This is a genomic window from Nocardioides sp. AN3, from assembly GCF_054653495.1.
Genome location: NZ_BAAIGC010000004.1, coordinates 76,062 through 102,684 on the forward strand (window position 1 = coordinate 76,062; position 26,623 = coordinate 102,684).

Annotated in this window: 20 protein-coding genes and 1 tRNA gene; 13 read left to right on the forward strand and 8 right to left on the reverse strand. The window is 69.5% G+C overall.

The annotated features are described in order from the left end of the window. Window positions 1-150 precede the first annotated feature (150 nt). The 3 genes from gltB to pyk all read left to right on the forward strand — a co-directional run bounded on the left by gltB (window position 151) and on the right by pyk (window position 7,830). Window positions 151-4,719 carry a glutamate synthase large subunit gene (gltB, locus tag ACYQ1K_RS06405; RefSeq protein WP_459982186.1) on the forward strand — a complete coding sequence of 1,523 codons (4,569 nt, stop codon included), beginning with the start codon at window positions 151-153 and terminating at the stop codon, window positions 4,717-4,719. Window positions 4,720-4,751: 32 nt separating this feature from the next. After that, window positions 4,752-6,218 (forward strand): glutamate synthase subunit beta, encoded by a 1,467-nt coding sequence (locus tag ACYQ1K_RS06410; RefSeq protein ID WP_459981995.1) that lies wholly within the window; start codon window positions 4,752-4,754, stop codon window positions 6,216-6,218. A gap of 145 nt (window positions 6,219-6,363) precedes the next feature. Then, entirely contained in the window at window positions 6,364-7,830 is a 1,467-nt protein-coding gene (gene pyk, locus ACYQ1K_RS06415; protein ID WP_459981996.1) for a pyruvate kinase, read from the forward strand. Between the two features lie 61 nt (window positions 7,831-7,891). On the opposite strand, the gene ACYQ1K_RS06420 is transcribed toward pyk, so the two are convergent. Next, on the reverse strand, window positions 7,892-8,662 hold the full coding sequence (locus ACYQ1K_RS06420; RefSeq protein WP_459981997.1) for a helix-turn-helix domain-containing protein: 771 nt from the start codon (window positions 8,660-8,662) through the stop codon (window positions 7,892-7,894). 20 nt (window positions 8,663-8,682) lie between these two features. After that, a tRNA-Leu gene (locus tag ACYQ1K_RS06425) sits at window positions 8,683-8,755 on the reverse strand. Between the two features lie 80 nt (window positions 8,756-8,835). On the opposite strand from ACYQ1K_RS06425, the gene ACYQ1K_RS06430 reads away from it, so the two are divergent. The 7 genes from ACYQ1K_RS06430 to ACYQ1K_RS06460 all read left to right on the forward strand — a co-directional run bounded on the left by ACYQ1K_RS06430 (window position 8,836) and on the right by ACYQ1K_RS06460 (window position 15,383). Beyond that, complete coding sequence (locus ACYQ1K_RS06430) at window positions 8,836-9,441, forward strand: ANTAR domain-containing response regulator (RefSeq protein ID WP_459981998.1); 606 nt, start codon at window positions 8,836-8,838, stop codon at window positions 9,439-9,441. Between the two features lie 286 nt (window positions 9,442-9,727). Further along, entirely contained in the window at window positions 9,728-10,879 is a 1,152-nt protein-coding gene (locus ACYQ1K_RS06435; RefSeq protein ID WP_459981999.1) for a branched-chain amino acid ABC transporter substrate-binding protein, read from the forward strand. A 121-nt stretch (window positions 10,880-11,000) separates the two neighbouring features. Next, complete coding sequence (locus tag ACYQ1K_RS06440; RefSeq protein WP_459982000.1) at window positions 11,001-11,966, forward strand: branched-chain amino acid ABC transporter permease; 966 nt, start codon at window positions 11,001-11,003, stop codon at window positions 11,964-11,966. After that, complete coding sequence (locus ACYQ1K_RS06445; RefSeq protein WP_459982001.1) at window positions 11,963-13,111, forward strand: branched-chain amino acid ABC transporter permease; 1,149 nt, start codon at window positions 11,963-11,965, stop codon at window positions 13,109-13,111. The genes ACYQ1K_RS06440 and ACYQ1K_RS06445 overlap by 4 nt, the downstream gene beginning before the upstream one ends. Next, window positions 13,104-14,015, forward strand: a complete 912-nt coding sequence (locus ACYQ1K_RS06450; protein WP_459982002.1) for an ABC transporter ATP-binding protein — start codon at window positions 13,104-13,106, stop codon at window positions 14,013-14,015. The genes ACYQ1K_RS06445 and ACYQ1K_RS06450 overlap by 8 nt, the downstream gene beginning before the upstream one ends. Next, complete coding sequence (locus ACYQ1K_RS06455) at window positions 13,996-14,709, forward strand: ABC transporter ATP-binding protein (RefSeq protein ID WP_459982003.1); 714 nt, start codon at window positions 13,996-13,998, stop codon at window positions 14,707-14,709. Before ACYQ1K_RS06450 ends, ACYQ1K_RS06455 begins: the two co-directional genes overlap by 20 nt. A 110-nt stretch (window positions 14,710-14,819) precedes the next feature. Then, the gene (locus ACYQ1K_RS06460; RefSeq protein WP_459982004.1) at window positions 14,820-15,383 is read left to right on the forward strand and encodes a GNAT family N-acetyltransferase; all 564 of its coding nucleotides are present in this window, start codon (window positions 14,820-14,822) and stop codon (window positions 15,381-15,383) included. 17 nt (window positions 15,384-15,400) lie between these two features. Here ACYQ1K_RS06460 and ACYQ1K_RS06465 read toward each other — a convergent pair whose 3' ends face one another. Beyond that, on the reverse strand, window positions 15,401-15,844 hold the full coding sequence (locus tag ACYQ1K_RS06465; RefSeq protein ID WP_459982005.1) for a hotdog fold thioesterase: 444 nt from the start codon (window positions 15,842-15,844) through the stop codon (window positions 15,401-15,403). A 42-nt stretch (window positions 15,845-15,886) separates the two neighbouring features. On the opposite strand from ACYQ1K_RS06465, the gene polA reads away from it, so the two are divergent. Further along, entirely contained in the window at window positions 15,887-18,604 is a 2,718-nt protein-coding gene (gene polA / locus ACYQ1K_RS06470) for a DNA polymerase I (protein WP_459982006.1), read from the forward strand. A gap of 4 nt (window positions 18,605-18,608) precedes the next feature. On the opposite strand, the gene ACYQ1K_RS06475 is transcribed toward polA, so the two are convergent. From ACYQ1K_RS06475 to ACYQ1K_RS06485, 3 genes are read right to left on the reverse strand one after another with little or no spacing between them, the layout of a single operon-like run. Beyond that, window positions 18,609-19,844 (reverse strand): polysaccharide biosynthesis protein, encoded by a 1,236-nt coding sequence (locus ACYQ1K_RS06475; RefSeq protein WP_459982007.1) that lies wholly within the window; start codon window positions 19,842-19,844, stop codon window positions 18,609-18,611. A gap of 54 nt (window positions 19,845-19,898) precedes the next feature. Beyond that, window positions 19,899-20,726 (reverse strand): class I SAM-dependent methyltransferase, encoded by an 828-nt coding sequence (locus ACYQ1K_RS06480; RefSeq protein ID WP_459982008.1) that lies wholly within the window; start codon window positions 20,724-20,726, stop codon window positions 19,899-19,901. A gap of 10 nt (window positions 20,727-20,736) precedes the next feature. Continuing rightward, the gene (locus ACYQ1K_RS06485; protein WP_459982009.1) at window positions 20,737-21,705 is read right to left on the reverse strand and encodes a GGDEF domain-containing protein; all 969 of its coding nucleotides are present in this window, start codon (window positions 21,703-21,705) and stop codon (window positions 20,737-20,739) included. A gap of 133 nt (window positions 21,706-21,838) precedes the next feature. Between ACYQ1K_RS06485 and rpsA the strand changes: the two genes are divergently transcribed. After that, the gene (gene rpsA, locus ACYQ1K_RS06490; RefSeq protein ID WP_459982010.1) at window positions 21,839-23,293 is read left to right on the forward strand and encodes a 30S ribosomal protein S1; all 1,455 of its coding nucleotides are present in this window, start codon (window positions 21,839-21,841) and stop codon (window positions 23,291-23,293) included. Window positions 23,294-23,486: 193 nt separating this feature from the next. On the opposite strand, the gene ACYQ1K_RS06495 is transcribed toward rpsA, so the two are convergent. Next, the gene (locus ACYQ1K_RS06495; RefSeq protein WP_459982011.1) at window positions 23,487-23,636 is read right to left on the reverse strand and encodes a hypothetical protein; all 150 of its coding nucleotides are present in this window, start codon (window positions 23,634-23,636) and stop codon (window positions 23,487-23,489) included. Between the two features lie 94 nt (window positions 23,637-23,730). Between ACYQ1K_RS06495 and ACYQ1K_RS06500 the strand changes: the two genes are divergently transcribed. Beyond that, window positions 23,731-24,678, forward strand: a complete 948-nt coding sequence (locus tag ACYQ1K_RS06500; RefSeq protein ID WP_459982012.1) for a helix-turn-helix domain-containing protein — start codon at window positions 23,731-23,733, stop codon at window positions 24,676-24,678. Window positions 24,679-24,694: 16 nt separating this feature from the next. Here ACYQ1K_RS06500 and ACYQ1K_RS06505 read toward each other — a convergent pair whose 3' ends face one another. After that, on the reverse strand, window positions 24,695-26,554 hold the full coding sequence (locus ACYQ1K_RS06505) for an ABC transporter ATP-binding protein (RefSeq protein ID WP_459982013.1): 1,860 nt from the start codon (window positions 26,552-26,554) through the stop codon (window positions 24,695-24,697). Window positions 26,555-26,623: the final 69 nt, after the last annotated feature.

Genomic DNA, 26,623 nt, shown 5'->3' on the forward strand with positions numbered 1-26,623 from the left:
GATCTCGTGTCACACGGTGGTAACCTTCGCGTATCGCGTGGGCCAATGCCGTCCCTTGCACTTCTAGTCCTTGCCGAACAGCACGGCACACGCCCAGCCGGAGATCCGGTCTGACGCGTGCGCGTGCACGAAGTCGACGGGAGAGCACTGGTGCCCTACTCGCACTCGTTCCCCCCGCCTCAGGGCCTCTACGACCCGCGTTTCGAGCGTGACGCTTGCGGCGTGGCGTTCGTGGCGACCCTGACCGGCGTCCCCAGCCACGAGATCGTCCGACAGGGCATCACCGCCCTGGAGAACCTCGACCACCGCGGTGCCGCGGGAGCCGAGGTCAACTCCGGGGACGGCGCTGGCATCCTCCTCCAGGTCCCCGACGAGTTCCTGCGCGCTGTCGCCGCTGAGAGCGGGATCGGCGACCTGCCGACCGCGGGCGCGTACGCCGTGGGCACCGCCTTCCTGCCGGGCGACGCAGGCCAGGTGGCCAAGGACAAGCAGCGCATCGAGGAGATCGCCGCCGAGGAGGGCCTCGTCGTCCTCGGCTGGCGCACCGTCCCGGTGGACCCGGCGACCCTCGGCTCGACGGCCCTGGCCGTCATGCCGGCCTTCGAGCAGATCTTCGTGGCCGGTGCCGGTCAGCGGCTGACAGGCATGGCGCTGGAGCGCCTCGCCTTCGTGCTGCGCAAGCGCGCCGAGCACGAGACCGACGCCTACTTCCCGTCCCTCTCGGGCCGCACGCTCGTCTACAAGGGCATGCTGACGACGGCGCAGCTCGCGGACGTCTTCCCCGACCTGCGCGACGAGCGGATGGCCTCGGCGATCGCCGTGGTGCACTCGCGCTTCTCGACCAACACGTTCCCCAGCTGGCCGCTGAGCCACCCGTTCCGCTTCATCGCGCACAACGGCGAGATCAACACGGTCATGGGCAACCGCAACTGGATGCGGGCGCGCGAGGCCCTGCTCGCCTCCGAGCTCATCCCGGGCGACATCGAGCGGATCTTCCCGATCTGCACCCCGGGCGCCTCCGACTCGGCCAGCTTCGACGAGGTGCTGGAGCTGCTCCACATGGGTGGGCGCAGCCTGCCGCACTCGGTGCTCATGATGATCCCCGAGGCGTGGGAGAACCACGGCGAGATGGATCCCCAGCGCCGCGCCTTCTACGAGTTCCACTCCACTCTCATGGAGCCGTGGGACGGCCCCGCCAACGTCGTCTTCACCGACGGCGCGCAGGTCGGGGCCGTCCTCGACCGCAACGGTCTGCGCCCGGGCCGCTACTGGGTGACCGACGACGGCCTGGTCGTCTACGCGTCCGAGGCCGGCGTGCTCGACGGCATCGACCCGGCCAAGGTCGTGCGCAAGGGCCGCATGCAGCCCGGCCGGATGTTCCTCGTCGACACCGAGGAGCACCGGATCATCGAGGACGACGAGATCAAGTCCGGTCTCGCTGCCGAGCAGCCCTACGACGAGTGGCTGCACGCGGGCCTCATCCGACTCGAGGACGTCCCCGACCGCGAGCACATCGTCCACACGCACGCCTCGGTCACCCGCCGCCAGCAGGTCTTCGGCTACACCGAGGAGGAGCTGCGCATCCTCCTCACGCCCATGGCGAACACGGGCGCCGAGCCGATCGGCTCGATGGGCACGGACTCGCCGATCGCGGCCCTGAGCGACAAGCCGCGACTGCTGTTCGACTACTTCGCCCAGCTCTTCGCCCAGGTCACCAACCCGCCGCTCGACGCGATCCGCGAGGAGCTCGTCACGAGCCTCGCCGGCACGATCGGACCGGAGACCAACCTGCTCAAGCCGGGCCCGGCGTCGTGCCGTCAGGTCGTCCTGCCGTTCCCGGTCATCTCCAACGACGACCTGGCCAAGATCCGCCAGATCAACCGCGACGGCGACATGCCGGGGTTCATCGCGCACGTCTCCCGGGGTCTCTACGACGTCCACGGTGGCGGCGCCGCGATGGCGGCGCGCATCGAGGAGATCTGCGCCGAGGTCTCGCAGGCGATCGCCGACGGTGCGCGCATCATCCTGCTCAGCGACCGTCACTCGACCGCCGAGCTCGCCCCGATCCCGTCGCTCCTGCTCACCGGTGCCGTCCACCACCATCTCGTCCGCGAGAAGACCCGCACACAGGTGGGTCTCCTGGTCGAGGCGGGCGACGTCCGCGAGGTGCACCACGTCGCGCTGCTCGTGGGGTACGGCGCCACGGCCGTCAACCCCTACCTCGCGATGGAGTCGGTCGAGGACCTCGCCCGCGAGGGTCACTACGTCAAGGTCGAGCCCGAGGTCGCGGTCAAGCACCTCATCAAGGCGCTCGGCAAGGGCGTGCTCAAGGTGATGTCCAAGATGGGCGTCTCGACGGTGGCCTCCTACATGGGCGCCCAGATCTTCGAGGCCGTGGGCCTGTCCCAGTCGGTGGTGGACCGATACTTCACCGGCACCGTCTCCAAGCTCGGCGGCATCGAGCTCGACGTGATCGCCGAGGAGGTGGCCAAGCGGCACGCGACGGCGTACCCGCGCGACGGCGTCGCCCCCGCGCACCGTGAGCTCGCGATCGGCGGCGAGTACCAGTGGCGCCGCGAGGGCGAGCCGCACCTCTTCGACCCTGAGACCGTCTTCCGGCTCCAGCACGCGACGCGAGCGGGGCGCTACGACATCTTCAAGCAGTACACCCAGCGCGTCGACGAGCAGGCCGAGCGCCTGATGACGCTGCGCGGTCTGTTCCGCTTCAAGGGCGCCGAGGAGACCGGCCGCGGCCCGATCCCGATCGACGAGGTCGAGCCCGCGAGCGAGATCGTCAAGCGGTTCTCCACGGGCGCGATGTCCTACGGGTCGATCTCCCAGGAGGCGCACGAGACCCTCGCGATCGCCATGAACATGTTGGGCGCCAAGTCCAACACCGGCGAGGGCGGCGAGGACCCCGAGCGGCTCTACGACCCGAAGCGGCGCAGCGCGATCAAGCAGGTCGCCTCCGGCCGGTTCGGCGTCACCAGCGAGTACCTCACCAACGCCGACGACATCCAGATCAAGATGGCGCAGGGCGCGAAGCCGGGCGAGGGCGGGCAGCTGCCCGGCCACAAGGTGTACCCGTGGGTGGCCAAGACCCGGCACTCGACGCCGGGTGTGGGCCTCATCAGCCCGCCGCCGCACCACGACATCTACTCCATCGAGGACCTGGCTCAGCTGATCCACGACCTCAAGAACGCCAACCCGACCGCCCGCGTCCACGTGAAGCTGGTCGCCGAGGTCGGCGTGGGCACGGTCGCCGCCGGCGTCTCCAAGGCGCACGCGGACGTGGTGCTGATCTCCGGCCACGACGGGGGCACCGGCGCCTCGCCGCTGACCTCGCTCAAGCACGCCGGCGGTCCGTGGGAGCTCGGTCTCGCCGAGGCGCAGCAGACGCTGCTCCTCAACGGTCTGCGGGACCGGATCGTGGTGCAGACCGACGGCCAGCTCAAGACCGGACGCGACGTCGTCATCGCCGCGCTGCTCGGCGCGGAGGAGTACGGCTTCGCGACCGCGCCGCTGGTGGTCGCCGGGTGCATCCTCATGCGGGTCTGCCACCTCGACACCTGCCCGGTCGGCGTGGCCACGCAGAACCCGCTCCTGCGCGAGCGGTTCACCGGCCAGGCCGAGCACGTCGTCAACTTCTTCCTCTACCTCGCGGAGGAGGTCCGCGAGATCCTCGCCGAGCTGGGCTTCCGCTCGCTCGAGGAGGCCATCGGCCAGGTCGGCGTGCTCGACACCCGCGAGGCCGTCGACCACTGGAAGGCGTCGGGTCTCGACCTGGCACCCGTCTTCCACCAGGTGCAGATGGCGGAGCAGTTCGCCGGGCAGGACCTGCGCCAGACCAAGACGCAGGACCACGCCCTGGAGAAGTCGCTGGACGTCACCACGCTCCTGCCGCTGGTCCGGCCCGCGATCGAGTCAGGCGAGCCGGTGCGGGCGCAGGTCCCGATCCGGAACGTCAACCGCACCGTCGGCACGATCGTCGGCCACGAGGTCACGAAGAAGTACGGCGGCGCCGGTCTGCCCGACGGCACGATCGACCTCACCTTCACCGGCTCGGCGGGCCAGTCGTTCGGCGCGTTCCTGCCGACCGGCGTCACGCTTCGGCTCGAAGGTGACGCCAACGACTACGTCGGCAAGGGCCTCTCGGGCGGACGGGTCGTCGTGCGGCCCGACCGCTCGGCCACCTTCAGGTCCGACGAGCACATCATCGCCGGCAACACCATCGGCTACGGCGCCACGTCAGGCGAGATGTTCCTCCGCGGCGGCGTGGGGGAGCGGTGCTGCGTGCGCAACTCCGGTGCGACGGTCGTGACCGAGGGTGTGGGCGACCACGGGTGCGAGTACATGACCGGCGGCCGCGTCGTCGTCCTCGGCAAGACGGGCCGCAATTTCGCGGCCGGCATGTCGGGTGGCTACGCCTTCGTGCTCGACCTCAAGCACCAGCGGGTCAACACCGAGCTCGTCGAGCTCGGCCCGGTTCCGAAGAAGTACGCCGACGAGCTCAAGACCCTGGTGGTCAAGCACCTCGAGGAGACCGGCTCCGAGGTCGCCGAGGAGCTGCTCGGCGACTGGGAGGCCGCGCTGACCCGGTTCACCCTGGTCATGCCCAGCGACTACAAGCGGGTCCTCGAGGCCCAGGAGGAGGCCCTCGAGGAGGGCCTCGACGAGGACGAGGCGGCTGCCCGGATCATGGAGGTCCTCCATGGCTGAGCGACGCGACGACAGGGGAAGGGTGACGCAGGATGGCTGACCCGAAGGGCTTCTTGAAGGCGGGCCGTGAGGTCGCGACGCGTCGTCCGGTCGAGGAGCGGGTCAAGGACTGGGACGAGGTCTACCCGGACGGCATCGGCCGGGCCCTGCTTCCGATCATCAACACCCAGGCGAGCCGTTGCATGGACTGCGGCATCCCGTTCTGCCACCAGGGCTGCCCGCTGGGCAACATCATCCCGGAGTGGAACGACCTGGTCTGGCGCGACGACTGGGAGGGCGCGATCGAGCGCCTGCACGCGACCAACAATTTCCCGGAGTTCACCGGCCGGCTCTGCCCGGCCCCGTGTGAGACGGCGTGCGTGCTGGGCATCAACTCCGACCCGGTGACGATCAAGAACGTCGAGGTCTCGATCATCGACCGTGCCTGGGAGTCCGGCTTCGTTCGGCCTCAGCCGCCGGAGTGGCTCTCGGGCAAGACGGTCGCGGTCGTCGGCTCCGGCCCGGCCGGACTGGCTGCCGCCCAGCAGCTCACCCGGGCCGGCCATACGGTCGCCGTCTATGAGCGCGCCGACGCGATCGGCGGCCTGCTGCGCTACGGCATCCCCGAGTTCAAGATGGAGAAGAAGCACCTCGACCGGCGCCTGGAGCAGATGCGCCGCGAGGGCACCGTCTTCAGGACCGGGGTCGACGTCGGCGGGGACCTCACCGGCGCCGCGCTGCGCGACCGGTACGACGCCGTCGTACTCGCCATGGGCTCGACCGAGGCACGCGACCTGCAGGTCCCTGGACGCGAGCTCGAGGGCATCCACCAGGCGATGGAGTTCCTGCCGCAGGCGAACCGGTCCTCGCTGGGCCAGAGCGTCGACGGGCAGATCACCGCGACCGGCAAGCACGTCGTCATCATCGGCGGCGGCGACACCGGCGCCGACTGCCTCGGCACCTCGATCCGTCAGGGCGCCACGTCGATCACGCAGCTGGAGATCCTGCCCGAGCCGCCGGTCGACCGACCGTCGGGGCAGCCCTGGCCGACGTACCCGATGGTCTTCCGGGTCTCCTCGGCGCACGAGGAGGGCGGCGACCGCGTCTACGCGGTCTCGACCAAGGAGTTCCTCGGCGACGCCGAGGGCAACGTGCGGGCACTGAAGCTCGTCGACGTCGAGCTCGTCGAGGGCCGCCTCGTCGAGAAGGAGGGGACCGAGCGCGAGATCATGGCCGACCTGGTCCTCTTCGCGATGGGCTTCGTCGGGCCTGAGAAGGCCGGGCTGCTCGAGCAGCTCGGTGTCGACCTCGACCCGCGTGGCAACGTAGCGCGCGACGGCTCCTACGCCTCCTCGGTGCCGGGCGTCTACGTGGCTGGTGACGCCGGCCGCGGCCAGTCGCTCATCGTGTGGGCGATCGCCGAGGGTCGGGCAGCCGCTGCGGCGGTCGACCGCTACCTCACGGGCTCGACCAGCCTGCCGGCGCCGATCAAGCCGACCGACCGCCCGCTCATGGTCTGAGTCGCGCCGGCACCCGTCGAGCATCGTCGGCGAGCGCCCGTCGCGCCTGCTCCCGCAGGCTCGACGGGCGCTCGCTGCTTGTTACCCGAGGGTCAGTCACCCCTGATGCTTTTGGAACGATCCAGAGTCGCTAGGCTTAGGCCCTGTGAGGCGAGCGAAGATCGTGTGCACGCTGGGTCCCGCCGTGGGGACGGAGCGCCGCATCAAGGAACTGGTGTACGCCGGGATGGACATCGCCCGGCTGAACATGAGCCACGGCGGCCATGAGGACCACGCCGAGCGCTACCGCCTCGTCCGGGCGGCGTCGGACTCCAGTGGCAAGAGCGTCGGCATCCTCGCCGACCTGCAGGGGCCCAAGATCCGCCTCGAGACGTTCAGGCCGACCGAGGACGGCTCCAAGTGGCACCTGCGCCGCGGGCAGGCGTGGACCATCACGGTGCGCGACGTCGAGGGCGACGACACGATCTGCGGGACGACGTACAAGGGGCTGCCCGGTGACGTCTCGGTCGGCGACACGCTGCTGATCGACGACGGCAAGATCCGTCTGCGCGTCACCGGCGTGGAGGACGGCACCGACGTGCGCACCGAGGTGCTCGTCGGCGGTCCGGTCAGCAACAACAAGGGCATCAATCTGCCGGGCGTCGCCGTGTCGGTCCCGGCGCTGTCCGAGAAGGACATCGACGACCTCCGCTTCGCGCTCCAGCTCGGCGTGGACTACGTCGCGCTGTCGTTCGTGCGGGACGCCGCGGACGCCGAGGACGTGCGCAAGATCATGCGCGAGGTCGGCGTCAGCGTGCCGATCATCGCCAAGATCGAGAAGCCGCAGGCCATCGACAACCTCGACGAGATCATCGAGGCGTTCGACGCGTTCATGGTCGCGCGCGGCGACCTGGGCGTGGAGTGTCCGCTCGAGGAGGTGCCGTTCCTCCAGAAGCAGATCGTCGAGAAGGCGCGCCTCAACGCCAAGCCCGTCATCGTCGCCACGCAGATGCTGGAGTCGATGATCACCAACCCACAGCCGACACGGGCTGAGGCCTCGGACGTGGCCAACGCCGTGCTCGACGGCACCGACGCGGTCATGCTGTCGGCCGAGACGAGCGTGGGCGACTACCCGATCCACACCGTCGAGACGATGGCCCGCATCATCGACGCCACCGAGATCCACGCGTTCGAGCTCGGTCGGCTCGCTCCGCTGCCCTGGGACCCGCACACCCGCTCCGGTGTGATCGCCAAGGCGGCCCAGGAGGTCGCCGAGCGGGTCGGGGCGAAGTATCTGGTCGCCTTCACCTCCTCCGGCGACTCCGCGCGGCGCCTGTCCCGCCTGCGTGGCGAGATCCCGCTGCTCGCCTTCACGCCCCATTCGACGGTCCGCTCCCAGCTCGCGCTGACGTGGGGAGTGGAGACCTTCAAGGTCGCCGAGGTCGAGCACACCGACGAGATGGTCCGCCAGGTCGACGAGGCGCTGCTCCAGCTCGGCCGGGTCGAGGAGGGCGACCTCGTCGTCATCATCGCCGGAAGCCCGCCGGGCATCCCCGGCTCCACGAACGCCCTGCGCATCCACCGCATGGGGGATGCGATCAATGAGGTCGCCCCCGCCTATCGCCGCCGCTGAGCACGCATAGCGCGAGCCTGGCCGCGTTGTCGGCGCTCGACGGCCGCTCCGCTCCAGGGCCTCAGGTCTTGAGGCCGATCAGCTCGTCGAGCCGGGCGACGGCGGCACGCCGGGAGACGCTGATGGTCTTCCAGTTCGACTGCCGCCAGGGGAGGTCGAGCAGGTCCAGTGCCCAGCAGCACAGGCCTCGGATGTCGTCGGAGTTGTTCGTGAACTGCCAGCGCGGGTAGTCGTACCGCTTCGCCTCGCCGCCCACGACCTTCTGGGTCCAGTTGTTCGCGCGGCACCCGTCGGAATGGAAGAGTCCCCGCAGGAACGCGGCGGGGTGCTCCTCGACGGTCTCCCGCTGCCAGGCCGCGAGGACGATGGGGCGCTCGTGCTTGCGGCCGGGGCCGTGCTGGGGGAACAGGCAGGGCCAGTGCTTCCAATGCGCCTGCACGACGACCGCTCCCGGAGCCGCCACGTGGAAGACCGCCATGCCCGACCGCACGCGGGTGAGCACGGCGGTGATGTCGGCGATGATCCCGGGGTACTGCGCGTCACAGGCGATCCGCAGTGCGTGGTACCGCGCCGCGGACGAAATGCAGCCGTCGCCCAAGTAGAAGCCCAAGAGGGCGGCGTACGCCGGCTTGTCGAGCGTGGCCGGCTGGCAGACCGGGCACTCACCTGCAGCCGGCGCGGCGCGCGGGCGATCGCGCCACTCGCGAAGCGTCGAGCGACTGACCCCCACTGCGCGACTTGCCTCCGACAGAGAGGTACCGCCCTGGAGGAGTGTCATCGCGCGCCGGCGTACGAGATCCGAGTACACCCCAGGAATCCTGGACGTCACCACCGACAGTGGCCGTCAGCGCGTGCCCCGGGTGAGATTCGAACTCACACTGGATGGTGTTTGAGACCACTCTCTCTGCCGTTGGAGTACCGGGGCTTGGCCCCGAAACCGTACCGGATGCGCACGTTCTGCTCGCACACCAGGCCCTCGTCGCGGCGATGACTTAGCCTAACCCCGTGACCCAGGGCCCGAGCGCAACGCCACGCACCGTCGTCATCGCTGAGGACGAGGTGCTGATCCGCATGGATCTCGCCGAGATGCTCGCCGAGGAGGGGTACGACGTCGTGGGGCAGGCGGGCGACGGGCAGGCCGCGATCGAGCTGGCCCAGAAGCACAAGCCGGACCTGGTCATCCTCGATGTCAAGATGCCCGTCCTGGACGGCATCTCCGCCGCGGAGGCGATCGCCCGGCAGCGCATCGCCCCGGTGGTCATGCTGACCGCGTTCTCGCAGCGCGAGCTGGTGGAGCGGGCGCGCGACGCCGGCGCGATGGCCTACCTGGTGAAGCCCTTCACCGCCAGTGACCTCGTGCCTGCCATCGAGCTGGCCGTCAGCCGCTTCTCCGAGCTGGCCCACCTCGAGGCGGAGGTCGCGGGGCTGACCGAGCGCCTCGAGACGCGCAAGGCGGTGGACCGCGCGAAGAGCGTGCTCCAGGCACAGCTGAGCCTCTCCGAGCCCGAGGCGTTCCGGTGGATCCAGAAGACCGCGATGGACCTGCGCCTGTCCATGCGTCAGGTCGCGGACGGCGTCATCGAGCACGGCCCAGGAATCGCCGGCTCCTGAAGCGGACGGCGGACGTCTGAAGCGGACGGCGGGCGCGCATCCTACGACGGAACGACCGGCCGTTGGCGCCACGCGCCGAAGATCTCGTAACTCCTCGGACATCCAGGTAACGGATTTGTCAGGATTTGCTCGTCGAGCGGCAGATGTGTTCCTTCTCACTCGCACAACGGTGTAACTTCCCGCCCAAGTGGGTGACCCGACCTCGATGAGGGTCGAGTTCGGGACGCGCCCACGCCCCCACATGCGGCGGGTCGAGACCCGCTGCACACAAGGAAGTAGGAACCCCTTGCGACGAAACAAGTGGCTCGGCCTCGGTGCCGTAGCGATCTCCCTGGGTCTGGCGGTCTCGGCCTGCGGCACGACGGACAACAAGTCGGGCAGCAACTCCAAGGGCATCACCGCCAACATCGGCGTGATGGGTGCCCTCTCGGGTGCCAACGCATCCGTCGTCATCCCGTCGGTCAACGGCGCAGAGATGGCGCTCGCCGAGTGGTCGGCCAAGCACCCCGACGACCACATCAGGCTTGTGAAGTTCGACTCCGAGGGCGACCCGGCGAAGGCGACGCCGCTGGCCACGAAGATGGCCACCGACAAGAGCTTCCTGGGCGTGATCGGCGGCGCCTTCTCGGGCGAGACGCGTGCGACGAAGGCGATCTTCAGCGGCGCCGGCCTGACGATGATCAGCCAGTCGGCGACCGCGACCGACCTCACCCTGAAGGACCCGGCGCCGACGTTCCACCGCGTCATCGCCTACGACGAGATCCAGGGTGGCGCGATCGCCAACTACATCAAGGACATCCTCAAGGCCAAGACGGTCTTCGTCGTGGACGACTCGAGCACCTACGGCCAGCCGTTGGCCGACAAGGTCAAGTCGGTCCTCGGCAGCCTCGTGGTCGGCAGCGACAAGGCGCAGACCGGTCAGACCGATTTCTCCGCCATCGTCTCGAAGGCGAAGGCCGCCAACGCGGACGTCGTCTTCTACGCGGGCTACGCCGCCGAGGCCGGCCCGTTCGCCAAGCAGCTGCGCGACGGCGGCGTGAAGTCGCAGTTCATGGGCGGCGACGGCCTCTACGGTGTCGACTTCCCGAAGGCGGCCGGCTCGGCTGCCGAGGGCGCGATCGTCACCTGCCCCTGCATTCCGGCTGAGAAGATCGGCGGCACCTTCGGTGCCGACTACCAGAAGAAGTTCGGCGAGGCCCCCGGCGCATACGCCGGCGAGGGCTACGACGCGATGACGATCTTCCTCAAGGCGTTCGAGTCCGGCGCCAAGACCCGTGCAGCGGTCGAGAAGTTCGTCGACAACTATCAGGGCCAGGGTCTGACGAAGACCTACAAGTTCGACAGCAAGGGCGATGTGGCCCAGAGCAACGTCGTCGTCTGGGCCTACAAGGTGAAGGGCGGCCAGCTCGTCCCCGACCAGGAGATCCCGCTGAGCTGAGGCCCGCGGGCATGACCATCGACGGGGCGGTCGGGACTCTTCCTGGCCGCCCCGTTCGTCAGCCCGAGCGCACCGGGGCGCCGCGGGCTCCTGCCTGACACACCTTGCCAAGAGGGGCCAGATGAACTTCCACGAACTGTTCGCCCACTTCGGTGACCTCACCGTCGACGGGTTGACCAAGGGCTCGATCTACGCCTTGGTCGCACTCGGCTACACGCTTGTCTACGGCGTCCTGCGCCTGATCAACTTCGCCCACTCCGAGGTCTTCATGGTCGGCACCTGGGCCGTGCTCGGCGCCTACTCGCTCGTGGGCGCGAACGAGGGCTCGAGCGTCGGGCTGATCATCTTCGCGACGCTCCTCGGATTCGTCTTCGCGCCGGCGGCCTCCGCCGGCACGGCGCTGGCCGTCGAGCGCATCGCCTACCGGCCGCTGCGCAAGAAGGGTGCACCGCCGCTGATCTTCCTGATCACCGCGATCGGCTGCTCCCTGGTGCTGACCGAGACCTTCGGCCAGGCGCTGCACGCGATCTTCGGCCCGCCCTTCGGACGCGCGGCGGTCAGCATCCCGTCGCTGATCCCGGAGAAGGAGTGGATCTCCACCTCCTGGCTCACGGTGTCCAACACGCAGGTCATCGTCATCGTCGCCGCCATCGTCATGATGGTCAGCCTGGACACGTTCGTGAACCGGTCCCGACTGGGCCGCGGTGTCCGCGCCGTCGCGCAGGATCCGGACACCGCCGCTCTGATGGGCGTCAACCAGGACCGCGTGATCATGCTCATCTTCGTGCTCGGCGGAGCGATGGCGGGGATCGCTGCGATGCTGTGGACGATCCGCTACGACATCACGAAGTTCGACATCGGCTTCCTCATCGGAGTCAAGGCGTTCACGGCGGCTGTGCTCGGGGGCATCGGCAACCTGCGCGGTGCGCTCGTGGGTGGTCTGCTTCTCGGCGTCGTGGAGGTCTACTCGTCGACGCTGTTCAGCTCGAACTGGGAGGACGTCACCGCCTTCGTGGTCCTGATCCTCGTCCTCATGGTCCGACCCACCGGCATCCTCGGTGAGTCCCTGGCGAAGGCGAGGGCATGATGAGTCAGGTCTCCGAGCTCTGGAAGAGCGCCAACCTGCGGGAGCGCTGGGAGACCGCGCCCACCTGGGTGCGGATGATCGGCAGCGGCATCCTGCTGGCGATCGCGATCTACCTGCCGTTCATCAAGAACTACCCGTTCGCCTACATCCGGACCGACCTGTCGACGGGCGGCTCGGACTGGTCGGGCGTGCTGACGACCATCGTGATCTACATGATCGTCGCGACCGGCCTCAACGTCGTCATCGGCATGGCGGGACTGCTCGACCTCGGATACGTCGGGTTCTACGCCATCGGCGCCTACTCACTGGCCCTCTTCGGGTCCCCGGACTCACCGGTGACGAAGTGGTTCTCGGAGAAGTTCGGGCTCTCCGAGGGGTGGTCCGTGCCGTTCGTCGCCTGCGTCCCGATCGCGATCGCGATCGCGCTCATGGCCGGCGTCGTGCTCGGTGCGCCGACGCTGCGACTGCGTGGCGACTACCTGGCGATCGTGACGATGGGGTTCGGCGAGATCATCCGGATCATCAGCCGCAACGCCAACGGGCTGACGAACGGCCCGAACGGCGTCACCAACGTGCCGACGCCACCCGGACCGACCAACCCCGACACGGGACAGCCGTTCTTCAACCCGATCGACGGCTACCGGTGGTACTGGCTGTGCCTGGCCGTCCTCATCCTCCTCGTGTGGCTGGTCCGCCGACTGGAGTACTCCCGCGTCGGTCGCTCGTGGCTGGCCATCCGCGAGGACGAGGACGCGGCCGCGGTGATGGGCGTCTCCGGCTTCAAGTTCAAGCTGTGGGCGTTCGCCATCGGCGCTGCCGTCGGTGCCATTGCCGGCCTGCTGTTCGCCAGCAAGCAGCAGTTCGTGGAGCCGACCGGCTTCGCGCTCAACCTCTCGTTCCTCTTCGTCGCGATGGTCGTCATCGGCGGCTCCGGCAACATGGTCGGTGCTCTCTTCGGCGCGTTCCTCATCACCTACCTCCCCGAGCGGTTCCGCGGGCTGTCGGACTGGCGGCCGTTCTGCTTCGGCGTGGCGCTCGTGATGGTGATGATCCTGCGTCCGCAGGGCCTGATCCCGAACCGAAGACGCGCACGAGAGCTCGAAGACCGCAGACTGGAGGCCGAGGAGGTGGCGACCGATGACTGACACGGCGCAGACCGCGGGGAGCGTCGGGACGGCGCAGGGCGCTGCCGGCGAGATCCTGCTCGAGGTCGACCATGTGACGCTGCGCTTCGGCGGCGTGGTCGCCCTCAACGACGTGGACTTCCACATCAAGAAGGGGGAGATCCTCGGCCTGATCGGCCCCAATGGCGCCGGCAAGACGACCTGCTTCAACGCGATGACGGGCGTCTACAAGCCGACCGAGGGCGAGATCAGGTTCGACGGCCAGCAGATCAGCGGCCTCAAGCCGCACCGGATCACCGCGCTCGGGATCGCACGCACGTTCCAGAACATCCGGCTGTTCCCGGAGATGACGGCGTTGGAGAACGTGATGGTGGGCACGGACGCGCGCCATCACACGAGCGTGCTCGGAGCCCTGTTCAAGGTCTGGCCCCGTGTCCGCATGGAGGATCGGGACCTGCCGACCAACGGGTTCAAGCGCGCGTTCTCGAGGACCTTCGGGGTGAGTCGGCACTACGCCGAGGAGCGGGCCGGACGGCGGGTCGCCATGGGCCTGCTCCGCTTCGTCGGTGTGGCCGACCGGGCGAACGAGCTCGCGAAGAACCTGCCCTACGGCTACCAGCGTCGTCTCGAGATCGCTCGCGCGATGGCCACCGAGCCGAAGCTGCTCTGCCTGGACGAGCCCGCCGCAGGGTTCAACCCGGCCGAGAAGGAAGAGCTGATGGGGCTCATCCGCAAGGTCCGGGACCGGGGCCTGACGGTGCTGCTCATCGAGCACGACATGAAGCTCGTCATGGGCGTCACCGACCGGATCGTCGTGCTCGAGTTCGGGAGCAAGATCGCCGACGGACTGCCGGCCGAGGTCGCCCGCAACCCGAAGGTCATCGCCGCCTACCTGGGAGAACCTGATGACGCTGCTTCAGCTTGAGGACGTCGTCCTCCACTACGGCAAGATCGAGGCGCTGCACGGCCTGACCCTGAACGTCGAGGCCGGCGAGGTCGTGGCGCTGATCGGCGCCAACGGCGCCGGCAAGACGTCGACGATGCGCGCCATCTCGGGCATCCGGGGGCTGCACCGCGGGCGCATCACGTTCGACGGCCAGGACGTCACGAGGCTGCGAGCAGACCAGCGCATGCGCCGAGGCCTCTGTCTGGCCCCGGAGGGTCGGGGGATCTTCCCGGGCATGACGGTCGCGGAGAACCTCGACATGGGCGCCTATGCTCGCAAGGACCGGGCGGCCGTCGACGAGGACTTCGAGCGGGTCTTCTCGCTCTTCCCGCGCCTGCAGGAGCGCCGCAAGCAGTTCGCCGGCACGATGTCGGGTGGCGAGCAGCAGATGCTCGCCATCGGCCGGGCACTCATGTCACGGCCGAGGCTTCTGCTCCTCGACGAGCCCTCGATGGGTCTGGCCCCGATGCTGATCCAGCAGATCTTCGGCATCATCAGCGAGATCAACCAGCAGGGGACCACGGTGCTGGTCGTCGAGCAGAACGCCAAGCAGGCGCTCTCACTGGCCGACCGCGCCTACGTCCTGGAGACCGGCTCGATCGTGAAGTCCGGCACCGGTGCCGCGCTGCTCGACGACAAGTCGATCCGTGAGGCCTACCTGGGGGTCGCGTAACCCGCAGAGTCTGCGTAATCTCATCCCTCGGCACCCACCGCGACTCGGGACGCGCGGGGGGTGCCGAGGTGGGGGCCGACCAGAGCGTGAGCTGGAAAGGCAAGGGACACATGAGCCGCATCCCTGTGACGCTGCGCGAGGCAGCTGTGGGCGACGCCGGTTTTCTGGCGGGTCTGTGGCGAGACTCGATCCGTCGTGCAGACGTCGCCGAGCAGGTGGCAGACCTCGAGATGATCGTCAAGTCAGCGGCAGAGTCCTCCGAGGAGCGGGTGCTCATCGCGGAGTACGACGGCGAGCGGGCTGGCGCCGTGTTCGTCAGGATGACGACGGTGACGCCGCTCAACCTGGAGCCGGCCCTGCAGGTGCTTCACCCGCATGTCCTGCCCGCGTTCAGGCGGCGCGGCATCGGGCGTGCGCTGATCGAGGCAGCGGTGCTGTTCGCCGAGGAGCAGGGGGTGGCGCACGTCGTGACCGGTGCCATGGCCGGCTCGCGGGACGGCAACCGGTTCCTCGCCCGTTTGGCGATGGGGCAGCACGCCGTGCTGAGGCTCGCTCCGACGCACCTGGTGCGGGCGAAGCTCAACGCTCAGGTGCTGCCGCGGACGCCGACCTCGCGGCCCCACCGCGTGCTCGCCGTCCGGCGCTCGATGCGACGGGCGCAGTCCGCCGGCTGAGGCTGACGGGAGGAGTCCTACGGCTCGCGCACCGGGACCAGGGCGCAGGTGATGCGCGAGGTGCACACCCGCTTGCCGCGCTCGTCGGTGATCACGACCTCGTAGGAGGCGCTGGTCCGACCGAGGTGAACCGCCGTCGCGACGCCGGTGACCGTGCCGGAGGTGGCCGCGCGGTGGTGGGTCGCATTGATGTCGACGCCGACCGACATCTTGTCGAGCCCCATCGCGTGGATCCCCGAGCCGATCGAGCCCAACGTCTCGGCGAGCACCACCGACGCGCCGCCGTGGAGCAGGCCGTAGGGCTGGGTGTTGCCCTCCACGGGCATGGTGCCCACGACCCGGTCGGCGGAGATCTCGACGAGCTCGATGCCCATCTTCTCGTTGAGCCTGCCCGCGCCCTGGGGAAGCGCGGCGAGGAAGTCGTCGATGGAGGTCTGCGCGTCGGTCCGGTCGGTCGTCATGGGCAGCATTCTGCTGTCGGCGGCGACCGATAGGCTCGGCGGGTGTCCTTCGATACGCCTCGTGCCTCGGCTCCTCAGGAACCGGCCGACCAGACACCCCGACTGCTGCTCCTCGATGGTCACTCGCTGGCCTACCGCGCGTTCTTCGCGCTGCCGGTGGAGAACTTCACGACGGCGACCGGGCAGCACACGAACGCGGTCTACGGCTTCACCTCCATGCTCACCAACGTGCTGCGCGACGAGAAGCCGACACACGCGGCGGTCGCCTTCGACCTGTCGCGGCGGACGTTCCGCCTGGAGGAATACTCGGAGTACAAGGCCAAGCGCAACAAGACGCCCGACGAGTTCAGCAGCCAGCTGCCGCTGATCCGCTCGATGCTCGACAGCTGGCGCATCCCGCACCTGGCGCTGGAGGGCTACGAGGCCGACGACATCATCGCCACCCTCACCACCCGGGCCCTCGAGGCCGGGATGGAGGTGCTGATCCTCACCGGCGACCGCGACTCGCTGCAGCTGGTCACCGAGCGCTCGACGGTGCTCTATCCGATGCGTGGCGTCTCCGACCTGGCGCGGATGACGCCCGACGCGGTGGAGACGAAGTACGGCGTGCCGCCCGCCCGCTATCCGGAGCTGGCGGCCCTCGTGGGCGAGGACAGCGACAACCTGCCCGGCGTCCCCGGCGTGGGCCCGAAGACCGCGGCGAAGTGGATCGCGACCTACGACGGGCTCGACAACGTCGTGACCCACGCCGACAAGATCACCGGCAAGGCGGGGGAGAGCCTCCGCGCCCACCTCGGCGACGTCATCCGCAACCGGCGGCTCAACGCGCTGGTGCGCGACCTCTCCCTCGAGGTCGGACCGACGGACCTGGGCCTGCGGGAGTGGGACCGCCAGGCCGCGCTGGAGCTGCTCGACGAGCTGGAGTTCCGCGGCGAGCTGCGCACCCGCATCATGGACACGCTGGCGCCGGCCGAGGAGCCGGTCCCCGACGGCGGCTTCGAGCTGGCCGGCGAGACGCTCGCGCCCGGTGAGGTCGCGGGGTTCCTGGCTGCTCTCGGCAGCGACCCGGTCGCCGTCCACGTCCGTGGCGCGTGGGGCTCGGGCACGGGGCGCGTCGACGGCCTCGCCTTCGCGGCCGATGCGGGGGCGGCGTACGTCGACATGACCAGGCTCGGGCCGGACGACGACGCCGCGCTCGCCGACTGGCTCTCCGACGCCAGCCGACCCAAGGTCATGCACGACGCGAAGGGCCCGCTGCTCGCGATCGAGGCGCAGGGGTGGCGGCTGGAGGGCCTGGCCACCGACACGGCGCTGGCGGCCTACCTCGTCCAGCCCGACCAGCGCTCCTACGACCTCGCCGACCTGACCCTGCGCTACCTCAAGCGGGAGCTGCGCCACGAGGCCGAGACCGACCAGGCCGCCCTCTTCGACGATGGCGAGGACGTCGCCGCCGCGGCCATGCTGCACGCCCGGGCCGCCCTGGACTTGGCGGTCGCCCTGGCCGACCAGGTGGAGCGTGCAGGGGGCACCCGGCTCCTCACCGACATCGAGCAGCCCTTGCTCGGGATGCTCGCGCGGATGGAGCAGACCGGCATCGCGGTGGACGTCGAGCACCTCGAGGACCTCGAGCAGCACTTCGCGGCCCAGATGCGTCAGGCCGCCGAGGAGGCCTACGCGGTCATCGGCAAGGAGATCAACCTGGGCTCGCCCAAGCAGCTGCAGGTGGTGCTCTTCGACGAGCTCGACATGCCCAAGACCAAGCGCACCAAGACCGGCTGGACGACGGATGCCGACGCGCTGCAGCAGCTCTATGTCAAGACCGAGCACCCGTTCCTGCTGCACCTGCTGCGTCACCGCGACGTCACCCGGCTGCGCGTCACGATCGAGGGCCTGCTCAAGACGGTGGCCGGCGACGGTCGCATCCACACGACCTTCAACCAGACCATCGCCGCGACCGGCCGGCTCTCCAGCACGGAGCCGAACCTGCAGAACATCCCCATCCGCACCGAGGAGGGTCGCCGGATCCGGCAGGGGTTCATCGTCGGCCAGGACGCCGGCGGCCAGCACTTCGAGTCGCTGATGACGGCCGACTACAGCCAGATCGAGATGCGGATCATGGCGCACCTCTCCCAGGACGCCCTCCTGATCGATGCGTTCAAGTCCGGGCAGGACTTCCACACCATCACCGCGCAGCGGGTCTTCGGCGTCGAGGTGGTCTCACCCGAGCAGCGGGCGAAGATCAAAGCCATGAACTACGGGCTCGCCTACGGTCTCTCCGCCTTCGGTCTCTCCCAGCAGCTGGGCATCGAGCCGAGCGAGGCGCGGGGGCTGATGGAGGAGTACTTCCTGACCTTCGGCGGTGTCCGCGACTACCTGGCAGGCGTCGTGGACGAGGCGCGCAAGTCGGGCTACACCGAGACGATCATGGGCCGACGCCGCTACCTTCCCGACCTGACGAGTGACAACCGACAACGTCGCGAGGCCGCGGAGCGGATGGCGCTCAACGCCCCGATCCAGGGCTCGGCCGCCGACCTCATCAAGGTCGCCATGCTCGAGACGCAGCGCGCGATCGATGAGCGGGGGCTCGCCTCGAGGGTCCTGCTCCAGGTCCACGACGAGCTCGTGCTCGAGGTCGCGGCCGGCGAGCGAGAGGCGCTGGAGACGCTGGTGCGCGACCGGATGGGTGGTGCTGCTGACCTGCTCGTGCCGCTCGACGTCTCCGTCGGCACGGGCCGCAGCTGGTTCGACGCGGCTCACTGAGGCGTCAGAGGCTGACGGGGTCGTCCTTCATCTGCCACAGGCTGAGGCCGAGCAGCAGCGCCAGCAGGATGGCGTCGACCGTGAACACGAGGCTGACGAGCCCGGTGAGCGTGTGGACGTGCAGTCCGAGGAGGATCACGACGACCACGGCGGCCCAGATCAGGTACGCCGAGCGACGGCTCTGCCGAGCCAGGACGGCGTACACCAGCAGCTGCAGGGCCGCCAGAACGGTGCCCAGCAGCGCGAAGAGCCACAGTCGGCCCTCGACGTCGGCGTAGCCGGAGCCGCCGATGAAGATCATGGCGACACCGGACAGGACGATCGAGCCGGCCACGCAGACCACGCCCAGACCGGCGACCAGGCCCAGACCTCCCAGGAGTGCGCGGCGCCGCTCGCCGGAGGTCGACATCGCCGGGAAGGCGATGACCGTGACGAACTGGGGGAGGAACAGGACGGCCTTGGTCAGGATGAGGCCCCCGGCATAGAGGCCGGAGTCGCGCTCGGTCAGCACATGCCGGGAGAGCACGATGTCGACGTTGGAGAGGGCGAAGAACGCCAGGAGCGCGAACGACCCGTGCCAGACCTCGTTCACCATCGGCCGCAGGTCGCCGGGGTCGGCAGCTCGGCGCGCGTTCCCCCGTAGGGCAAGCCAGCCGACGATCAGGGGTGCGAACCACGACAGGGTCACCGCGGCCATCGCGGAGCCCTCGGTCGGTCGGATGAGCAGCGCGGCGAGGCCGATGAGGACGCGGGGCACGCCGTTGGCGAGGTAGACGAGGGCGAGGGGCGTCCATCGACGCTCCCCCTGGAGGATGCCCATCTGGGCGCCGACCACGCTGAGCGGGATCGTCCCGACGGCGAGGAGGAGGGCTGGGTAGATGCTGTCGAGCCGGAGGAGCTGCTCGACGAGCGGAGAGAGCAGCAGGAGCGCCAGACACAGCACGGCGGCCGCGCGGTAGGCGATCCTCAGGATGCCGTGCTCCACCACGGCGACGTGGTCCGGCTCGGCGGCGACCCGCCGGGCGGCCGTCGCCTGGAGGCCGAGCTGGAGGACGCCGCACACGAGCGCCACGCCGAGGAGGCTCGCGATGGCGCCGTACTGCTCCGGACCGACCAGCCTGGCGGCGACCATCTGGAACCCGTAGGTGGTGACGTTCATGACGCCCATCGCCACGGCGATGCCGGCGGTGCTCCCCAGCGCGCCGCGTGCGCTCCTCGAGAAGGTCGATGTCGACGTCACGTGCGCGAGCCTAGGCCGACGGCCGATGCGACGCCGATTCTCCGAGGTCCCACGTCAGTCGAGGACGGCGCCGAAGATGGCGGTGCCGGGGGTCAGCAGGCCCCGTGTGCGCGACCAGCCGCCCCACACCCGGTCGTGCTCCGGCGGCCACTCCGGCTCCAGCAGGTCGGTGATCCGGAAGCCGGCGCCGGCCAGGAGCGCGACCCAGTCGCCGATGGTGCGATGGTGCTCGACGTAGGCCACCACGTCGCTCGCCTCGTCGACCTCGACATAGGGCGTGCGGTCCCAGTACGACTGGCTGGCCACGAGCCCCTCCGGTCCTGGGTCGTCGGCGAACATCCATCGCGTCGGGTGGGTGATCGAGAAGGCGAACCGGCCGCCCGGTCTCAGCACACGTGCGACCTCGGCGATGCACGCCGCGATGTCCGCCACGAACTGCAGGGCGCCGAACGAGCAGAACACGACGTCGAAGGAGTCGCCGGCGAACGGGATCGTCGTCGCCGTCGCCTGCACCGACGGCACGGCGACTCCCGTGCCCTCGTCGATCCGGCGGGAGTGCTGGAGCTGGCGGTGGGAAAGGTCGAGGCCGTAGGAACGACCGCCCTGGGTCCGGACCCATCGGGCGCACTGACCGGCGCCCGAGCCGAGCTCGAGCACGTCGCGCCCGTCGACGTCGCCGAGGACGTGGGCCTCCTTCTCCGTCAGGCCCTCCGGCCCCCAGACGAAGCCGACGTCGCCGAGGAACGCCCCGTGCGTGGCTTGGTACTCGTCCGCGTATCGATCCCAGTCGGGACCGTTCGCTCGTCGTGACTCCTCCTCGCTCGCCGGCCGGCGCTCGGCGCGCACGGGCGGGTGAGGAGGCTGATGCGCGGCCTCGGACACGTTCTCGAGGCTAGCGCGGCCGCCCGGCAGGCGCCGCTTGGGCCCTGCGACGGACCTTCTCGGCGTACATCGAGACGTCGGCCTCGGCCATGGCCTCCTCGATCTCGGTCCCGGGCAGCGGGCCTGCTGCAACAGGCGCGGAGCCGACCGAGGCCGCGACGCCGGCAGCGGCGAGCGCACCGGCGTAGCGGCGCGTGACGTCGGCAAGGTCGATGCCGACGCCGTCGAGGTACACCGCGAACTCGTCACCGCCGTAGCGCGCGATGCCCTCGCCGGGCCGTGAGGCGCCCCGCAAGGCAGACGCGGCCGTCGTCAGCAGACGGTCGCCGGCCCGATGCCCCGCGGTGTCGTTGACCAGCTTGAGGTCGTCCAGGTCGATCATCAGCACCGCGCCGCGGTCCCCGAGAGCGGTGACCCGCTCCTGCGCGGCCGCCACGACCAGGTCCCATCCGCGCCGGTTCATGAGTCCGGTCAGCCGGTCGCTGTTGGCCAGAGCCTCGGCGAGCAGGCTGGCGCGGTGGTGGACGGCGCTGCTGCGCACCAGTGCCAGCTGGGTCGAGAGCAGCTCGGAGAAGACACCGAGCAGGTCCTCGTCGACCCACTCCTCGGGGCGCAGCGGCTCGGCACGGGCACCGCACAGGGTGCCGAAGACCGAGCCGTCGCCCTCGACGATCGGGACGCCGGCGTACGCCCGGATCTCCTTGGCCGTCGGCAGGTCGGCGTACGCCGGATCCAGCAGCGCGTCCTCGACGAGGGTCGAGGCACCGCCGAGCATGCGGCGGCAGAACGTCTCGTCCCACGGGACGCGGTCGCCCACGTGCAGGAGCGCGTTGCCGCGGACGTGCAGGTGCACCTGCTCGCCGTCGGAGATCCGGCTCACCGACCAGTCGGTCAAGGGCGTGCGGTCGTTGAGGTAGTCCACGACTCGCTGGGCCGACGTCATGAACCGGTCGAGGTCGGGTGCCTCCGTTGCGTCCACGACCGGCCAGAGTAGAGGAGACGGGGCGTCTTCGTCGGTTGGACGCCGATTCCCACGCCGCGTAGGCTTGGCCATTGCGTGTGCTCCGCGCGCGCGGACCATTCCCTTCCAACACCAAGGTTCCTACTACTTCATGACGACTCTCTCCGCTCTTCCGGACTACGACGCGCCCCAGGTGGCGGTCAACGACATCGGGTCCGAAGAGGACTTCCTCGCTGCGATCGACTCGACGATCAAGTACTTCAACGACGGTGACCTGGTCGAGGGCACCATCGTCAAGGTCGACCGGGACGAGGTCCTGCTCGACATCGGCTACAAGACCGAGGGCGTCATCCCCTCGCGTGAGCTCTCGATCAAGCACGACGTCGACCCCAACGAGGTCGTCTCCGTCGGCGACCAGGTCGAGGCTCTGGTCCTCCAGAAGGAGGACAAGGAGGGTCGTCTGATCCTGTCCAAGAAGCGTGCTCAGTATGAGCGCGCCTGGGGCACGATCGAGAAGGTCAAGGACGAGGACGGCGTCGTCGAGGGCACCGTCATCGAGGTCGTCAAGGGCGGCCTCATCCTCGACATCGGCCTGCGCGGCTTCCTTCCGGCCTCGCTCGTCGAGATGCGTCGCGTCCGCGACCTGCAGCCCTACGTCGGCCAGACGCTCGAGGCGAAGATCATCGAGCTCGACAAGAACCGCAACAACGTCGTCCTCTCGCGCCGTGCCTGGCTCGAGCAGACGCAGTCCGAGGTTCGCCACGGCTTCCTGACCCAGCTCCAGAAGGGCCAGATCCGCAAGGGTGTCGTCTCCTCGATCGTGAACTTCGGTGCGTTCGTCGACCTCGGCGGCGTCGACGGTCTCGTCCACGTCTCCGAGCTCTCGTGGAAGCACATCGACCACCCGTCCGAGGTCGTCGCCGTCGGTGACGAGGTCACCGTCGAGGTGCTCGACGTCGACATGGACCGCGAGCGTGTCTCCCTGTCGCTGAAGGCGACCCAGGAGGACCCGTGGCAGCACTTCGCGAGGACCCACCAGATCGGCCAGATCGTCCCGGGCAAGGTCACCAAGCTGGTGCCGTTCGGCTCGTTCGTCCGCGTCGAGGAGGGCATCGAGGGCCTGGTCCACATCTCCGAGCTGGCCGAGCGCCACGTCGAGATCCCCGAGCAGGTCGTCCAGGTCAACGACGACGTCATGGTCAAGATCATCGACATCGACCTCGAGCGTCGCCGGATCTCGCTGTCCCTCAAGCAGGCCAACGAGACCAGCGCCGCCGCGGACGTCGAGGAGTTCGACCCGACCCTCTACGGCATGCAGGCCACCTACGACGACCAGGGCAACTACATCTACCCCGAGGGCTTCGACCCCGAGACGGGTGAGTGGCTCGAGGGCTTCGAGGACCAGCGCGCCGCCTGGGAGGAGCAGTACGCCAAGGCGCACGCCCGCTGGGAGGCCCACGTCAAGCAGCAGGCCGAGGCCAAGCAGGCCGAGGCCGAGGCCGGCGAGGCCACGTCGTACTCCTCCGCCACGGAGGAGACCAGCGGCTCGCTCGCCTCCGACGAGGCGCTGCAGGCGCTGCGCGAGAAGCTCACCGGCACCAACTAAATCTGAGCACTCCGAGCACGCACCTCGCTGCGTTGTCGTCGGTCGTCGGCCGCTTCGCTCCAAGGCCGCCTTCCCTCCTCCGCCTTGCGATGCACGCACTCGGAGCACTCAGATGAGGCACCACGCCAAGAAGGGCGCCCACCGTCTCGGTGGGCGCCCTTCGGCGTTCCTGGTTCGTTCTTGTGTGTCTCGGTCAGAGCCGGACGAGGTTGTGGTCGGGGGCGGCTCCGAAGTCGTCGAAGTCGACACGCTGGTGGTGCGGGCCGGCGAACCGGTCGTGACGGGCGTAGGCGGTGAGTGCGGCGAAGCCGGCCACCAGGAGGATGAGGATCACAACGGCCATGGCAGTAATCCTTCGTCCGTCGATATCCTGCCGCGAGTGGCAGAGATGCCGCTGTACGTCGATTTTCTGCCAGTGATCGTGGCATGCTGTCTGGGTGACTCTGCGCAATGTGGCGGCGCTGATCTGGGACGGCGTCGCACCCTTCGAGTTCGGCGTGCTCTGCGAGGCCTTCGGCCTGGACCGGCAGGACGACGGCGTGCCCCTGCTCGACTTCGACGTCTGTGCGCCGCGACCGGGCGCGGTGGAGTTCAGCCTCGGCTTCTCGCTCAACGTCGACCGCGGGCTCGACCGGCTGGAGGAGGCGGACCTCATCGGCATTCCGGCGATGCGGCGTGACCGGCCGATGCCCGACGGGGTGCGCGAGGCTCTGCTCCGCGCCCACGCACGAGGCGCCCGGCTGCTCACCGTCTGCTCCGGAGCATTCGCGCTGGGGGAGGTGGGGCTGCTCGACGGGATCGAGTGCACGACGCACTGGAAGTACACCGACGAGCTGGCGGCACGCTACCCGGAGGCGAAGGTCGTGCCGGAGGTGCTCTACGTCGACTCCGGGCAGATCGTCACCAGCGCCGGCACCGCCGCGGGACTCGACGCCACGCTGCACATCTGGCGGCAGGAGTACGGCGCCCAGGTGGCCAGCGCGATCGCCCGGCGGATGGTCGTGCCGCCGCAGCGCGACGGCGGCCAGGCGCAGTTCATCGCACGCGCCGTGCCGGAGTGCGACGCCGACACCCTGGCCCCGCTGCTCGGCTGGATCGTGGAGAACCTCGAGCAACCGCTCGACGTCGACACCCTTGCGCGTCGGTCGCTGATGTCTCCGCGCACCTTCGCGCGGCGGTTCAAAGCGGAGACCGGAGCGACGCCCCACTCCTGGGTGACGAACCAGCGGGTGCTGCGGGCCGAGCAGCTGCTCGAGACCACCGACCGCTCCGTGGAGTGGATCGCCGACGAGGTCGGCTTCGGCAACGCCGCCACGTTGCGCCACCACTTCACGCGCGTGCGGGGACTCAGCCCGCAGGCCTACCGCCGGCGCTTCGCCTGCTGAGCTCGGGCTCCGGGGATCACGCCGCCGCGGTCTGCTCCAGGCCTCCGCGGACGAGGTCGGCGTACCGACCTCCACGCAGCAGGAGCTCCTCGTGCGTGCCGAGCTCGGCGACGCGGCCGCCGTCGAGGACGGCGATCTGGTCGGCGTTGCGCACCGTCGAGAGCCGGTGGGCGATGGTGATCGTCGTCCGTCCTTCTGCCAGCGTGTCGAGTGCCGCCTGGACCTCGCGCTCGGTGGTGTTGTCGAGCGCGCTCGTCGCCTCGTCCAGCACCAGGACCCGGGGATCGCGCAGCAGGGTGCGCGCGATGGCGAGCCGCTGCTGCTCGCCGCCCGAGAACCGATGCCCACGGGAGCCCACCATGGTGTCGTAGCCCTCCGGCAGGGACTCGATGAGGTCGTGGATGCGGGCGGCGCGCGCCGCCGCCTCGATCTCGTCGTCCGTGGCCTCGGGGCGCGCGTGGCGCAGGTTGTCGCGCACCGTGGCGTGCAGCAGGTAGGTCTCCTGTGTCACGACGCCGACCGCCTCGGCGAGGTCGCTCAGCGTCAGGTCGCGCAGGTCGACGCCGTCGAGCATGATCCGGCCTCTGTCCGGGTCGTGCAGTCGGGCGACGAGGCCGGCCAACGTGGACTTGCCGGAGCCCGTCGCGCCGACGAGGGCGAGGCTCGTCCCGGCCGGGACGGCGAGGTCGATGTCGTGCAGCACCGGCGAGGTGGAGTCGTAGCCGAACGTCACGTGCTCGAAGCGCACGGCACCGCGGACCTCGTCCAGGCGGACCGGCGAGTCGGGGTCGTCGATCTCGACGGGAAGGTCGAGATACTCGAAGATGCGACTGAAGAGGGCCAGGCTCGAGGTCACGTCGACGCCCACGTTCAGCAAGCCCATCATCGGACGGAACAGGGAGCCCTGCAGGGACACGAAGGCCACGAGGGTGCCGATCGTCATGCCGTCGCGGGTGGCGGGAAGGCCGGCCGCCAGGTAGAGGACGGCGGGCACGGCGGCGAACACGACCTGCATGGTCGCCATCCTCCAGCGGCCGGCGAGCTGGCTGCGGATCTCGAGGTCGACGAGGTCGTGAGAGGTCTGCTCGAAGCGCCGGGAGAGCGCTGGGGCCGCGCCGAGTGTCTTGGCGAGCAGGATGCCGCTCACCGAGAGGCCCTCCTCGACCTGCACGTGCAGGTCGGCCAGCTTCTGCTGCCGGGCGGTCGTGACGGCGTACCGCATCCGCGCCACCTGCCTCGTCGTGACCACCGCAGGCGGCAGGACGAGCAGCGAGATGAGCGCCAGGCGCCAGTCCAGCGCGACCATGGCGACGGCGGTGCCCACGACGACCGTGACGTTGGCGGCGATGGCGGTGGCGGTGCTCGTGACCACGCTCTGCATCGAGCCGATGTCGTTCACCATCCGCGACTGCACCTCGCCGCCGCGCGTGCGCGTGAAGAAGTCGAGTGACTGACGCTGCAGATGACGGAACAGGTCACTGCGCAGCCGGTGCATGACCTGCTGGCCGATCCGGGTGGACAGCAGGGTCTGGAAGATGCCGAGCGCTGCGCTCGCGACCGCCACCCCGACCATGCCCGCCACGCACCAGAGGAGCAGGCCGACGGCCTGCTGGGGGAGCGCGACGTCGATGATGTGCCTGACCAGGAAGGGCTGTGCCAGGCCGATGAGGGAGCTCGCGACGATGAGCACGACCACGAGGGCCAGGGTCGCCTTGTGGTCGGCGAAGAGAGCACCGATGCGCCGCAGCGAGACCGGTCGGTCCGCGAGCTGGCGCCGGTCCGATCGGGTCGTGTCGGGGCTGCGGCGGCCCGGTCGCTCCTCGTGCGCGGCCCCGTGACCCGGTCCTCCCCGCGAGCTCATCCGCAGGTCGTCCACGCGACCACCTCTCTTTCGGCTGTCGGCCGCCTCAACTGCTGAGGCAACCTCACAATGAGGGTAACCCAC